This is a genomic window from Picosynechococcus sp. PCC 11901 (assembly GCF_005577135.1).
In the GTDB taxonomy this organism is placed as follows: Bacteria; Cyanobacteriota; Cyanobacteriia; order Cyanobacteriales; family MRBY01; genus MRBY01.
This window is the reverse complement of sequence record NZ_CP040360.1, coordinates 2,314,122-2,326,759: the sequence shown is the minus strand read 5'-3', so window position 1 is coordinate 2,326,759 and position 12,638 is coordinate 2,314,122. Positions and strand designations below refer to the sequence as shown.

Below are 12,638 nucleotides of genomic sequence, written 5' to 3'. Positions count from 1 at the left end.
CAGAGAATTTTCCGAAAATATTAAGCCTGTGGGACATCCTCCAGGGCAAATTGCACCAGGCGATCCACCAATTGAGGGAAGGGAACGCCGCTCTGTTGCCACAATTGCGGGTACATACTCAGGGCTGTAAACCCAGGCAGGGTATTAATTTCGTTAATTAACACCGTCTGGGTCGCTTCTACATAGAAAAAATCCACCCGGGCAATGCCACGGCAATCAAGAGCTTGGAAGGCTTTAATGGCGAGTTCTTGAATTTGTTGGGCGATCGCCCCTGGGATCTCAGCAGGAATGTGCATACTAGATTTCCCATCGGTGTACTTCGTTTCGTAGTCGTAGAAATCACTGTCAAAGCGAATTTCCCCCACCACCGAAGCCTTGGGCTGATCATTCCCCAAAACGGCACATTCTACCTCGCGGGCCGTTACCCCAGCTTCAACAATAAGCCGACGGTCATATTCTGCTGCGAGATCCAGCGCTTTTTCTAGTTCGTCACGGGTGCGCACTTTACTAATCCCCACGGAAGACCCCAGATTTGCGGGTTTGACAAACATCGGGTAATTGAGCTGGGCTTCAATTTTGTCGCAGACCTTTGGGAAAACACAGGGGCCAGACCAGACTTCAGAACGCAACACGCCCACATAATCCACCTGGGCTAAACCTGCTTGGGCAAAGACCATTTTCATCGCCAGCTTATCCATACCTGCCGCCGAACCGAGCACTTTACTCCCCACAAAGGGCTTTTCCATGAGGGTCAGCAGGCCTTGGAGGGTGCCATCTTCCCCATTGGGCCCGTGGACAATGGGAAACCACACATCAATGCTGGGGGCTGCCTGGGGAAATTGCCAGCGACTGGCCGGATTAACGGTTTCTACGGGGAGGGCTTTGCCGGCAGCGAGCACCTGTTGGGAAATCTCTGGGTCATGCCAAATGCCATTGCGGTCGATGTAAAACGGGAGGAGTTCGTATTTGTCGGGGTTATCTTCCTGGGTAAAGGCTTTGGCGATCGCCGCCGCTGAAACGATGGAAACATCATGCTCCCCAGATTTCCCGCCAAACAATAAACCAACCCGTTGCCGTGCCATCACGTTCTCCACCATAGATATCGGGATCATTATAGGGGCAAGGGGACGCCGCGAATGGCAAAATCGAGCAGTTCCATCGGATGCCACAGGGGAATCGTTTGCCCTTGCTGCTGGAGCTGGTTTTGGATTTGCAGACTACAGCCTGGATTCGCCGAGGCGATCGCCTTCGCGCCAGTATTTAGTAAATTTCTGGCTTTCCGTTCCCCAAGTTCGGCGGCAATTTCCGGTTGAAGGAGGTTAAATACCCCGGCACTGCCGCAACAAAGATTATGTTCAGCGGGTTCCCGGAGCTGCACATTGGGAATTTGTCGGAGTAGATCGCGCGGTTGGGCGGCAATTTTTTGGCCATGGAGCAGGTGGCAAGCATCCTGATAAACCAGGGGAAATGTTTCAGATGTTAAAGGATTTAAAGGGGTCGTTAAACCCACCGTCGCGAGAAATTCCTGAGCATCGCGCACTTTAGCGGCAAAATCCTGGGCTTTTTGGGCATATTCTGGGTCATTTTGCAAAATTCGTCCGTATTCCTTGAGAGTGTGGCCACAACCGGCGGCATTGATAATGATGTAATCGAGGTCTTGATCGGCAAAACTATCGATCATCTGCCGCGCGAGTTCTTGGGCTTGTGCCGTTTGTCCTTGGTGGGCCGGAAGCGCCGCACAACACCCCTGACCCTGGGGAATCACCACTTCACAGCCATTGGCCGTTAAGACTCGCGCCGTTGCTTCATTCACCGGAGAAAAGAACAACCGTTGGACACAGCCCAGCACCATGCCAACGCGGTACCGTTTTTCCCCCTGGGCTGGAATTAGGGTGGGTAATACTTTTTTGCTGGCCTGGAGATTAACTTTAGGCAGAATCAACTCCATCGCCGCCAGTCGAGGTATGAGTTTGAGAATCCCCAGTTTACGGACGAGCCATTGCAAACCCGAATTCTGGTAAAACCACAACAATGGCAGCAGCAGTTTTAGGCGTAAAGGGTAGGGGAACAGATTAAAAATCAGCCACCGAAACAGGCGATCGCCGAGGCTTCTGGTGTAGTTGCGCTCAATTTGCGCCCGCATCGAGGCCAGCAGTTCGTCATAACGGACTCCCGACGGACAAGCCGAAGTACAGGCCAAACACCCTAGGCAACTGTCGAAATGTTGTACCGTCGCGCTGTTAATTTCCGCCTCCCCTTTGGCGATCGCATCCATCAGGTAAATACGGCCCCGGGGAGAATCCATCTCCGAGCCGAGCACCCGATAGCTCGGACAGGTATCCAAACAAAAGCCACAATGCACGCAACTGTCGATCACTCCCTGTTCTGGGGGAAGCTGCGGGTCAAAACCACCTAATTTTGTGTCAGAAAGGGTCATTGCTCGTCCAAAAACTGCCTCAGATCACTATAAAAGTTTGCGGCTCCGAGAAAAAACCTCCCAGGATAGGGAGGCGGAAAATCAACATAATTCGTAACGTCTAAAGGCTTAATGGGTAATCCTTTAAGATGAAAACTTAACGGTTTCGGGGGAAAACGTAGCCAACCCCTAGGGTAAGGCCCACATCTGCATCATCAGAAAAACCGACATTAAGCCCCACATTTCCGACAAAATCCCGTGAGAAACGGTAGTCAAAGCCGCCAGTGGCCAAGAAATCTGTATCGCCAGAATCTGTGACGATGCCGCCGCCAACATAGGGATTGACGCGTCCCCGACCAGCAAAGTCATAGGTGATTGGTAGCGTAACAGAAGTATCATCCCCGAAATTGACGCCGGGGCGGAAGGATAAATTGTTCAGAATCGCGATTTTACTAATGACCGTGACCCCATCATCGGCAACACTACGATCGGGATCTGTTAAACCGACATTACCAGCAACGCCAATGTAACTGTATTGATTTGTGGGAGTGATTTGGGCCTGGGCTGCACTGGCAGTGAGCATAACGCTACCGAGGCTAAGTAAAGCAATTATTTTTTTCATGGTTGAGCACTCCTCAAAACGCTTGAAACTTGCCTGAAAAAATCTCGCTTAGGAGACAGAAATCAAGGGTTTGCCAAGTTTCTTTACATCTCCATTGTAGGATTTCCATTCAGGAATTGGGTTTCTAGTGGAGAAGGACTGCTCTATTCGGGGGTAACGCTGTCCCGTTGCCAGGCACCATAGCGTCCGGCGTAGAAGGAAAGAATCGCTTCAATTTGTTGGCGATCGCCTTGGGGAAGATCCATCGGATAGCGTAGATGCATTTCCCCAATTTGACTATGGAAATAATTAAATTTTGGCGATCGCCGCAACTCTAATTTCACCTGTACTTGGGGCACCTGTTGCAGATGGGCCGCCACCTCCCGATAAATGGCCAGGGGTAAATCCTCCCGCCGCAAACGTTCTGTGATCAGTTCTGTTACAGTGCCCGGAGTTGTCACAATCGCTATCCTTTTTCGCGTCAATCTTTAGGAGCATTGTACCGTTTTGCCTGCTCCCCTTGGGGGGTAATATCTCGATGGTGGTTGGCTTGTTTTCTGAACAAGCTTAACTTTCTTCTAAGGTCGGCACAGTGCGTTCGCCAGGATTACTCGCCACCGAAGTTTCATTGAGTTTGACCGGCACAGGAATACCGTACTGCTCTAGGGTGACAACGGGAACACCGCGATTAAAGGCGATCGCTTTTACAAGTACCTGACCATTGGCTACATAGTCTCCTACCTTCACATAGCGGCTAAAACGCTCATCGGGAGATTCCACCATGACATAATCAATCCCCCCTATTTGGACAACCCCAGTAACCTTGGTATTACGGGCTGCTGTAGGCTCTGGTAGGGCAGGGAGAACCGGCGTAAAGTCCAGAGGTGGCGGTGGGGCTTGTCCAGGGATGCCAGCGCCATTGGCTGTACCAGAGGTACCCGGTTGTGTACCAGAAACAGGTGGTGGTGGGGCGATCGCCACAGCCCCAGGAGCTGTACCCGCCGGTGTCGGAGCTGGGGGAGGTGCTAAAGTCACTTGGGGCGCAAGGGAAAGATCCGCAAAGGGATCGGGGCGGCCTTCTGTGGTAGCCCGACGGCGAGCATCAGGGTCAGTGGATGGGATCAACACAGAAGACAATGTTTCTGTTGTCGGGGGGGCAAACAATTCAGCGTCTGGCTCCGGAGCGGGAGTCGGTGCTGTGGTTTGGGGGGTTTCCGGGGTCGGTTCATCACCGCCACCACCGGGCAATAGAGAGCAACTCCCGAGCGTTAAACCCACGGCAACAAGGGGCAACAACAGAAATACTTGACGCATGGCGGAAACCTCGACACAAAATGCTGGGGTAGGGGGTGGATGAAAATGAAGTTTTAAAAAGTTGCTTCCAGTGTAGAGGAAAGTGCCAGATTGATTCTCAATTAATTGGTGAAATTTAACGGTTACTTGATTAATTGCGCCAAAACTTTTCCCGTAAACCCCTCGAAATGCAGATGAGGAATTATATAAATGCTTGTTTTACACCACAGTCATCCTTGGGATGTTTCCCCTGGGGTGGCCCGGGAGATTCAAATGTCTCTAAGGCAATGGATCATACTTCAAGATGACTTACCAACGAACGTCAAAACCATTGCGGGGGTGGATGTGGGCTTTGAGGCGCGCTTCTCAATCACACGGGCGGCGGTGGTGGTTTTGTCCTTTCCCGATCTAGAGATCCTCGAAACGGCGATCGCCCGCTGCCCCACTTCTTTTCCCTATGTACCGGGATTGTTATCTTTTCGGGAAGTGCCCGCTATTGTGGAGGCATTAGAAAAAATTACGCATTTACCAGATTTATTGTTCTGTGACGGTCAAGGTTACGCCCATCCGCGCCGTTTAGGGCTAGCCTCTCACTTGGGGGTCTTGTTAGATTTACCGACGATTGGGGTGGCAAAATCCCGCTACATCGGTACCCACCAAGAGGTGCCCCTCGAAAAAGGGCAGTGGGTGCCTTTACAGGATCACGGTGAAACCATTGGTGCAGTGCTCCGGAGTCGGACGAAGGTGCGTCCCCTCTACATTTCTGTGGGTCATCGGATCAGTTTAGCCACGGCCCTTGATTTCGTCCTCGCCTGTACGCCGAAATACCGTCTGCCAGAACCAACGCGCTTGGCGGATAAATTGGCTTCTCGAAAACCTAATTTCCCATAAAAAAACCGCCTTGGGGCGGCATCGATTTGTTTAAAAAACTGAATGGACGATTTAGGCGATCGCACAGGCCCGACGGTAGCACCACCGCAGCAAAGTGATCCCCAAAACAAATTTCGCGGCCTCTAAGACCCAATACAAACTGTGCCACACGGACATTTGCAAAGGCATCGTTGCCGTGCCATTGAAGCCGGACATTTCTAAGCCAAAGCCAGCCAATTGAGGCGTAATCAAATAGGTATAAAGCAAAGCAATATTTAACAAAATACTGGCAATGACGAGGGCATTTAAGGCTTGGCGATCGCCAAAGAGATGTTCAAATTTAAACCCAAAAAAGATCGTTAGAATTCCGGCAGCGCAGACCACCTCTAAACGATTAAACACCTCAAACAAAACATAGCCAGTGCTAATAAAACCGCTGTCGGCCATCATTCCAGTCATGGACAACACAGGAATGATCACAAAATCGAGGAGGAAAGAGGCACTCAACCAAAACCCCAAGATCGTCATGACAATAGCCGATAAGTTGAGGGAAAACGGTTGCTTTTTGAGGGCATAGTTGAACATAGTTTCTTCTCCCGAAACTGGGCCTTACTTTTTTAGCTTAAAAGCTCAGGGAACCCCATCGGTAGCATTGCCCCAAAACGACATAATCTAGTAATACTCTTTCATAAATCGCAATACTCTCAGCTGCTTTTAGATCGATTCACCAGCGTGGTAAGAACTACGCACCAGAGGCCCTGAACGCACATGGGAAAAGCCCATTTCCTTGGCGATCGCCCCTAGGTGTTCAAATTCTGCCGGTGTCCAATATTTTTGTACAGGTAAGTGGGCTAGGGACGGGCGCATATATTGGCCTAGGGTAAGGCGATCACACCCCACAGCCCGTAAATCTCGCAACGCTTCAATAATTTCTGCTTCCGTTTCCCCGTGACCGAGCATTAAACCCGATTTCGTTGGGATCTCAGGATTGTACGCTTTCACCAATTCCAAAACCCGGAGCGATCGCCCATATTTTGCCCCCCGCCGCACAGGGCCCTGGAGCCTTGCCACCGTTTCAATGTTGTGGTTGTAACAAGCCGGTTGCGCTGCCACCACCGTTTTTACCCGTTCTGTCTGGGCTGTTTCTGCCCCTTGCCCACTCCAAAAATCTGGGGTCAGCACTTCAATTTGTGTCCCTGGGTTTTCAGCCCGGATCGCGGCCATTACCGCCACAAACCAGCCAGCTCCCCCATCGGCAAGGTCATCCCGCGCCACCGAAGTCAACACCACATAACTCAGTCCCAACAGTCGCACCGACTCCGCCACTTTTTGGGGTTCCTCCGGGTCAAGGGGGAGGGGGATTTGGCCTTTATCCACCTGACAGAAAGCACAGGCCCTAGTACACACTTGCCCCATCAATAGAAATGTTGCGGTTTTATTGGCGTAACACTCACCCCGATTTGGGCACTTTCCTTCCTCACAGATAGTGTGAATGCCCCGTTGCTTAACGATTCGCTGGACTGTCGAGATCTCACTGGCTTTACCGAGGGGAGCTTTGACCCAACTGGGCATGGGCAAAATCGGGGCGCTGGAGGAGTGAGACGCAGAAGAAGCCATAATTTTTATAAAAACGCTGTTGAGGAAAGTTCTGGGATTTTTAGAATTAGTTTACTGAAAATCTAGTTAACCCAACATCCCCAGGTACGGGGCTAACCCAGTGATCAAAGTCACGGTGGCTTCAGGTCGATGAGTATGTCAAACTGAGGAAAACTCAATCGCTTAACTTCTAGATGATCGTAAATCTTGGTTGAAGCTTTTAAAATTTTTACCAAGCTCACGCCATCATAGAGACGACCCAGCCAGCTATTTTATGTTGTGAAGGAGTATGTTGTGACCCACAAAATCCTAGTGATTGACGACAGCAAGGTGATCCGTATGCGGGTCAAGGATATGCTGCCAGAGGGGAATTTTGAAGTCATTGAGGCCAAGAATGGACTTGAGGGCTTCAATCTCATCAATACGGAACATCCCAATCTGATCATGTTGGATTTTCTGCTGCCGAAGATGAGCGGCTGGGAAGTATACCAAGAAATTCAAAAACGCCCGGAACTAAAGGCAATCCCCCTAGTGCTGATGTCTGGCCGCAAGGAAGAAGTCACCGAAAAGCTCCCGGAACCCTTTGAACTGTTTTCATTCATCGAAAAGCCCTTTGACCAAAAGCAACTGATCAACGCGATCAAAGATGCGATGGCGAAGGCGAAAAAACAGGCCCAAATAATCCCAGAAGTTTCTCCTTCTTCCCTCAGCGCGAGCACAACGGGAAATCCAATGGCGGCAGAAATCGTGGCGTTACAGGCGAAGGTAAATGCTCTCCAAGGGGAAATCGATCTGCTCAGAAAACAAATGGGGCAGTTGGTCAATTTCGTGAAACAGAAGTTGAAGTAGAATCGCTAAACTTGACCAATATTCGTATTTGTTGAACTGCCGACTAGATAATCATTGGCGAAAACATCAAGGGACAATAATTTCGATGGGTGCACAGCTTTCTTCTTTAGTTAAGGTGTTGGTGATTTCGGCGGTGGGGGCAGCGTTAATCAAGTATGGTTTGCCCTATGGTTTCAACCTAGCGGCGATCGCCCCATCTAATGGCGGTGCTTTGGCGGCAATTTTACTCCCAGCGATAGTGATGGCCGGGCTCTTGTGGTGGCGGAGTACGTCCCAGACTTCCTAAAAGGGCAAGGGTTAGTCAAAACTAAGACATAATCAAAACAACAGCACTAACTTGAGGCGTGTGAGTAACGTGGATTTTCGGAAATGGAGCGGCTTCATTGTTCTTCTGAGTTCCCTGTATATTCTCTGGCAAATTAAAGCGTTTTTACTGTTGTTGCTCACGGCGGTGATCCTGGCTAATGCCCTCAATGTGCTGGTAATTAAGCTGCAAACCTGGGGCGATCGCCTTGCGGCCCGTTTCAACCAACCGTTACTGCGAATGGGGCGTTCCTTCGCCGTATTTACCGCCCTGTTTATGGTGGTATTGATCCTCTGGCTCGCCTTCACCATCGTCATTCCGCCTTTTATTGGCCAGTTCCAAATTTTGTTTAGCAAGCTCAATACAGGCTTTTATGAAATCGATGAATGGTTAGATTCCCAAATTTTCAAAATTGAAGAAAACTTTGGTCTGCCGATCAGTGAACAACTGCCGAATCTCGATGAGGTGATCCCCCAAATCCCGACCCTGCTCAATGAGCTGCTCAATCGCGGCTGGAGTTTATTTTCCGACTCCCTCAAGGTACTTTTAAATGTCTTGCTGCTGACGGTTTTAACCTTGATGTTTCTGGCAGATCCCCAACCCTATCGCCAGGGATTTATCCGTTTGTTTCCTTCTTTTTATCGCCGTCGGGCAGACGAAATCCTCACCCTCTGCGACGCCGATCTCAAAGGCTGGGTCGCAGGCATTATGTTCAATATGTTTTGTATTGGCATCCTGAGCTATGTGGGTCTTTCGATTTTGGGGCTGTCATTGGCCTTACCCCAGGCGATTTTAGCTGGTTTACTGACCTTTATTCCGAATATTGGCCCGGCTTTGAGCGTGATTCCTCCCATCCTCATTGCTCTGTTAGAAGCCCCGTGGAAAATCTGGGCAGTTTTAATCTTATACTTCGTAATTCAGCAGGTAGAGGGAAATGTTTTAACCCCTTGGGTAATGGCCCGGCAAGTCTCCCTACTCCCTGCTGTAACGCTTTTGGCCCAGGTTTTGTTTGCGGTGACATTGCAGTTGGGGTTTTTGGGGCTGTTCTTGGCGTTACCCCTAGCAGTTATCGGTCAAGTGATCGTCCGAGAGGTATTGATCAAAGATATTTTAGACCCTTGGCAGGCGAGGGAAGAAGGCCAAGTGCTGGCGATGGTCTCCGGAATTGTGGGTATTGAAACTAGCCAATCCGTGGCAGCAGAACCGGAAGCAAAACCGCCTGAATTGCCGACGGATCATCCGCCGGAGTCCCCCAGTTAAGGGAAACTTTGTGTACCCTTGTTAGGAGTGATTTTATTCTGGTTGAGGAATTAATGTATGGGTGCGTCCCGGAGTGATTGGCGATCGCCAGTGGTCTTAGGTCTAGTTGTCAGCTGTGCCGTGAGCCTTAGTGGTTGTGGTGGGCCACCGCCCCAAGCCCAAACTCCCCAGGGAGTACCAGTAAAATTTGAAACCTTAGATTCAGATCTGCTCGCCACCACCACTGAATACGTGGGGGTTTTAGAAGCGGATAATCTCGTGACCCTCAAGCCAGAAGTAGACGGCATTATTCAAGCCATTCAAATCCAAGAGGGGGATACTGTCACGGCAGGAACGCCCATTTTGACCCTCAAGTCAGAACGCAGTCAGGCTTCTTTGCAACAGGCGATCGCCGGAGTAGAAGCAGCCCGGGCCGCCCAAGCCAATGCCGAAGCCCAACTCAGTGCTGTCAATGCAGAAAAACTAGAGACCCAAGCCGACTTAAAACTCCGAGAACAGGATCTCCAACGGATTAAAAGCCTAGTGGATACCGGGGCTTTACCCCAGCGGGATCTCGACCAGAGCCAACGGGATCTAGAGGTGGCCAAGGCGCGGCTAAATACCATCAATCAACGGATCAAGGCTGCCCAAGCAAGTGTAAATCAAGCCAAAGCCACCCTCCGCCAATCAAGCAATACGGTGGCGATCGCCAATGAAGATCTCCGGGAAACCCAAGTGACAGCCCCCGTTGCGGGCACCATCGGTGACTTAACCGTGCAACAAGGAGACTACCTCGAACAGGGAGCCACCATTGCCACCATTGCCCAAAATACACGCCTGAGTCTTAACTTTTTTGTGCCCATCGAGCAGGCTCCCGATCTGCGTCTCTCCCTCCCCGTCGAGCTGATCGACTATCGCACCCTCGAAACCGTGGGTCGGGGTCAAGTAAGTTTTATTTCCCCGGAAGTAGACTTTACCTCCCAAACCATCTTGGCGAAGGCCAGCTTCGATAACCCTGACAATCGCCTTTTCACGGGGCAACTGGTCAAGGCCAAACTGATTCTGAGTCAGCAAACCGGGGTTTCGGTGCCTGTCACGGCTGTATCCCGCATTGGCGCAGAAACTTTTGTCTTTGTCACTGCCCCCAATCCCGACGCCCAAGGGGAAAACGATCCCCCCCTGATTGCCGTCCAAAAATCCGTCACGTTAGGCGCCATTGAAGGCGATCGCTACCAAGTATTAGAAGGATTAACCACCGGGGAACAGGTGATTACCACGGGCATTCTCAATTTGACTGACGGCACCCCTGTCTTCCCCCAAACCGAAGAAGTCTTCCAGTAAAGCGTGGGGATTTAGTTAATGCCGATCACATATTTGCGCCATTCGTGGTTGAGATCATCCCGGGTGTATTTCAAAAGCTCGAAATAAAGACTACTGTGGGGTTTGCGCGGCTGGATCAGTAACTCCATTTCTGCTTCTTTGGGGGTGCGATTGCCCTTACGAACATTACAACGCATGCAGGCGGTAACGAGGTTTTCCCAACTGTCTACGCCACCCCGCGATCGCGGAATAATGTGGTCGAGGGTCAGTTGCTCGCCGCGCTTACGGCAATATTGGCAAGTGTGGCGATCGCGTTCCAGAATATTTTTGCGAGTGAGGGGAATCTCGCGGTAGGGCACTTTAATGTAGTGGCGCAGGCGAATGACGGTGGGGAGAGGAAAATTCTGGTAAATGACGCGGCCATTGTGTTCTAGGCTTTCGGCCTTGTCTTTGAGCAACAGCACCACTGCCCGACGCCAACTGGTAATGTTGAGCGGCTCATAAGAGGCATTTAGCACCAATACCTTGGCCATATTCTCCCCGTAATCTTTGTAAAAAAAGACGCTAGACTCAATATTTCCGCCTATGCTAGCACAGCTCTCAAAGACAGGGGGCGTTGTCGCCACTGGGGCCATTACGCCACAATTTGTGTATATCCTTGATGATTTAAACTTTTTTCAATGAAAATTGCGATTACTGGTGCAACAGGTCTTGTGGGGCAACGTTTGGTTGAGCGTTTGTACCCTGCCCATGAGCTTTTAGTCTTGACCCGCAGTGAGGCCAAAGCCCAAGGTATTTTTCCGGCTTCTGTCTATCCAAAGCTCAAGATTGTGGCCTATACCCCCACGGAGTCAGGCCCCTGGCAGGACTGTATCTCTGGCTATGATGCAGTGGTGAATCTGGCTGGGGCTCCCATTGCGGAACAACGGTGGACACCAAGCTATAAGCAGGAAATTCGCCACAGTCGCCAGGGAGGGACAGAAAAAATCGTCGAGGCGATCGCCAAAGCCAATCAAAAACCCCAAGTACTCATTAATCCCTCTGCCGTCGGCTATTACGGCACCAGTGAAACCGCCATCTACACTGAAACGAGCCCCCCCGGTAACGACTTCCTCGCAGACGTTTGTCAAGCATGGGAAACGGCGGCCCTAGAAGCCCAAAACCACGGCACTCGTACCGTCATTCTCCGGTTTGGGATTGTCCTCGCCAAAGAAGGAGGAGCCCTCGCCAAGATGATTCTTGCTTTCAATACCTTTGTCGGCGGCCCCCTCGGCACAGGCAAGCAGTGGGTTTCTTGGATTCACCGCGATGATCTCGTTAGCTTGATTGAAATGGCCCTTACCCAAGCCGATTGGCAAGGCACCTACAACGGCACTGCCCCCAATCCAGTCACCATGGAAACCCTCGCCCAAACCCTAGGATCTGTAATGAAACGTCCTGCTTGGCTCCCAGTACCGGGTTTTGTTTTAGAATTACTCCTCAGCGATGGTGCGAAAGTCGTATTAGAAGGGCAAAAAGTGCTACCCAAACGAACCGAAGAGGCTGGCTTCCAGTTTAAATTTCCGGATCTCAAAGCTGCCCTGGTTGATTTATTGGCACATTAATCTTTCAACAGGCTGGCAATCCATACTTTTTTTGTTCGGCACCCTATCATTTTTGATAAAGATTTATCGTATTTTTTTACAAACCATGTCTGAAATTATTACCTCCGCCGTGAGCGATCGCATTTGTAACCACATGAACAAAGACCATGGCGACGCGGTTCTTTTGTACGCGAAACATTTTGGCCAGTGCCATCGCGCAGAAGCCGCAAAAATGTTGTCCCTGGATGAAACGGGGATGGCCCTTGAAGTGACTGATACCAGCGGCACAGAAGCGGTACGCATCCCTTTTCCAAAAACTTTAGCCAATGCTAAGGAGGCCCACACTGTGTTAGTGGAAATGATGCAAGCAGCCCAAGGCAATCCCACCTAAACAAACTCCCGGCAACTTAAACCATAATTTGTCTAAAGCCGTCTATCCTAAGCGTTCTGTGGGGATGGGCGGCTTTTTGGTGGTCTGACATATCTCAAAATTTTATAAAAATTTAAGAATCATGTCCTTTACAGTATGCATTCCGTTTAATTGGCTACTCTAAAGTCAGCTCAACG

Annotated in this window: 15 protein-coding genes; 7 read left to right on the top strand and 8 right to left on the bottom strand. The window is 50.5% G+C overall.

Annotated features, from left to right (window positions below; genetic code table 11):
* Positions 1-20: 20 nt before the first annotated feature.
* The 5 genes from FEK30_RS12215 to FEK30_RS12195 form a co-directional block, all read right to left on the bottom strand.
* Positions 21-1,082, bottom strand: a complete 1,062-nt coding sequence (locus tag FEK30_RS12215; RefSeq protein WP_138073812.1) for a D-alanine--D-alanine ligase family protein — start codon at positions 1,080-1,082, stop codon at positions 21-23.
* Between the two features lie 29 nt (positions 1,083-1,111).
* The gene (locus FEK30_RS12210; RefSeq protein WP_138073334.1) at positions 1,112-2,437 is read right to left on the bottom strand and encodes a (Fe-S)-binding protein; all 1,326 of its coding nucleotides are present in this window, start codon (positions 2,435-2,437) and stop codon (positions 1,112-1,114) included.
* A gap of 136 nt (positions 2,438-2,573) precedes the next feature.
* Positions 2,574-3,038, bottom strand: coding sequence for a hypothetical protein (locus tag FEK30_RS12205; RefSeq protein ID WP_138073333.1), 465 nt, complete (start codon positions 3,036-3,038; stop codon positions 2,574-2,576).
* 143 nt (positions 3,039-3,181) lie between these two features.
* Positions 3,182-3,478: a hypothetical protein gene (locus tag FEK30_RS12200; RefSeq protein WP_255447880.1), complete on the bottom strand. Its 297-nt coding sequence runs from the start codon at positions 3,476-3,478 to the stop codon at positions 3,182-3,184.
* Positions 3,479-3,584: 106 nt separating this feature from the next.
* Complete coding sequence (locus FEK30_RS12195) at positions 3,585-4,331, bottom strand: hypothetical protein (protein ID WP_138073332.1); 747 nt, start codon at positions 4,329-4,331, stop codon at positions 3,585-3,587.
* Positions 4,332-4,520: 189 nt separating this feature from the next.
* On the opposite strand from FEK30_RS12195, the gene nfi reads away from it, so the two are divergent.
* Positions 4,521-5,201: a deoxyribonuclease V gene (nfi, locus tag FEK30_RS12190; protein WP_138073331.1), complete on the top strand. Its 681-nt coding sequence runs from the start codon at positions 4,521-4,523 to the stop codon at positions 5,199-5,201.
* Positions 5,202-5,252: 51 nt separating this feature from the next.
* On the opposite strand, the gene FEK30_RS12185 is transcribed toward nfi, so the two are convergent.
* A complete protein-coding gene (locus tag FEK30_RS12185) occupies positions 5,253-5,765 on the bottom strand; it encodes a hypothetical protein (protein ID WP_030007023.1) in 513 nt (170 codons plus the stop codon).
* A 129-nt stretch (positions 5,766-5,894) separates the two neighbouring features.
* On the bottom strand, positions 5,895-6,797 hold the full coding sequence (gene lipA, locus FEK30_RS12180) for a lipoyl synthase (RefSeq protein ID WP_138073330.1): 903 nt from the start codon (positions 6,795-6,797) through the stop codon (positions 5,895-5,897).
* A 318-nt stretch (positions 6,798-7,115) separates the two neighbouring features.
* Between lipA and FEK30_RS12175 the strand changes: the two genes are divergently transcribed.
* The 4 genes from FEK30_RS12175 to FEK30_RS12160 all read left to right on the top strand — a co-directional run bounded on the left by FEK30_RS12175 (position 7,116) and on the right by FEK30_RS12160 (position 10,509).
* Entirely contained in the window at positions 7,116-7,625 is a 510-nt protein-coding gene (locus FEK30_RS12175) for a response regulator (RefSeq protein ID WP_045441939.1), read from the top strand.
* An 85-nt stretch (positions 7,626-7,710) separates the two neighbouring features.
* Complete coding sequence (locus tag FEK30_RS12170) at positions 7,711-7,911, top strand: hypothetical protein (RefSeq protein WP_138073329.1); 201 nt, start codon at positions 7,711-7,713, stop codon at positions 7,909-7,911.
* Between the two features lie 60 nt (positions 7,912-7,971).
* Positions 7,972-9,189, top strand: a complete 1,218-nt coding sequence (locus tag FEK30_RS12165; protein ID WP_223209912.1) for an AI-2E family transporter — start codon at positions 7,972-7,974, stop codon at positions 9,187-9,189.
* Between the two features lie 57 nt (positions 9,190-9,246).
* A complete protein-coding gene (locus FEK30_RS12160) occupies positions 9,247-10,509 on the top strand; it encodes an efflux RND transporter periplasmic adaptor subunit (protein WP_012307188.1) in 1,263 nt (420 codons plus the stop codon).
* An 11-nt stretch (positions 10,510-10,520) separates the two neighbouring features.
* Here FEK30_RS12160 and FEK30_RS12155 read toward each other — a convergent pair whose 3' ends face one another.
* Positions 10,521-11,021 (bottom strand): HNH endonuclease, encoded by a 501-nt coding sequence (locus FEK30_RS12155; protein WP_012307187.1) that lies wholly within the window; start codon positions 11,019-11,021, stop codon positions 10,521-10,523.
* A gap of 147 nt (positions 11,022-11,168) precedes the next feature.
* Between FEK30_RS12155 and thyD the strand changes: the two genes are divergently transcribed.
* A complete protein-coding gene (gene thyD / locus FEK30_RS12150; protein ID WP_138073328.1) occupies positions 11,169-12,092 on the top strand; it encodes a thylakoid membrane protein ThyD in 924 nt (307 codons plus the stop codon).
* Positions 12,093-12,177: 85 nt separating this feature from the next.
* Entirely contained in the window at positions 12,178-12,462 is a 285-nt protein-coding gene (locus FEK30_RS12145) for a DUF2470 domain-containing protein (protein ID WP_138073327.1), read from the top strand.
* Positions 12,463-12,638: the final 176 nt, after the last annotated feature.

Excerpts from the sequence above, each read along its gene's own strand:
- FEK30_RS12160 (WP_012307188.1), top strand. The coding sequence starts at position 9,247 with ATGGGTGCGTCCCGGAGTGATTGGCGATCGCCAGTGGTCTTAGGTCTA.
- FEK30_RS12170 (WP_138073329.1), top strand. The coding sequence starts at position 7,711 with ATGGGTGCACAGCTTTCTTCTTTAGTTAAGGTGTTGGTGATTTCGGCG.
- FEK30_RS12145 (WP_138073327.1), top strand. The coding sequence starts at position 12,178 with ATGTCTGAAATTATTACCTCCGCCGTGAGCGATCGCATTTGTAACCAC.
- FEK30_RS12175 (WP_045441939.1), top strand. The coding sequence starts at position 7,116 with ATGCGGGTCAAGGATATGCTGCCAGAGGGGAATTTTGAAGTCATTGAG.
- FEK30_RS12195 (WP_138073332.1), bottom strand. The coding sequence starts at position 4,331 with ATGCGTCAAGTATTTCTGTTGTTGCCCCTTGTTGCCGTGGGTTTAACG.
- FEK30_RS12205 (WP_138073333.1), bottom strand. The coding sequence starts at position 3,038 with ATGAAAAAAATAATTGCTTTACTTAGCCTCGGTAGCGTTATGCTCACT.
- lipA (WP_138073330.1), bottom strand. The coding sequence starts at position 6,797 with ATGGCTTCTTCTGCGTCTCACTCCTCCAGCGCCCCGATTTTGCCCATG.
- FEK30_RS12210 (WP_138073334.1), bottom strand. The coding sequence starts at position 2,437 with ATGACCCTTTCTGACACAAAATTAGGTGGTTTTGACCCGCAGCTTCCC.
- FEK30_RS12215 (WP_138073812.1), bottom strand. The coding sequence starts at position 1,082 with ATGGCACGGCAACGGGTTGGTTTATTGTTTGGCGGGAAATCTGGGGAG.
- FEK30_RS12155 (WP_012307187.1), bottom strand. The coding sequence starts at position 11,021 with ATGGCCAAGGTATTGGTGCTAAATGCCTCTTATGAGCCGCTCAACATT.
- thyD (WP_138073328.1), top strand. The coding sequence starts at position 11,169 with ATGAAAATTGCGATTACTGGTGCAACAGGTCTTGTGGGGCAACGTTTG.
- nfi (WP_138073331.1), top strand. The coding sequence starts at position 4,521 with ATGCTTGTTTTACACCACAGTCATCCTTGGGATGTTTCCCCTGGGGTG.
- FEK30_RS12185 (WP_030007023.1), bottom strand. The coding sequence starts at position 5,765 with ATGTTCAACTATGCCCTCAAAAAGCAACCGTTTTCCCTCAACTTATCG.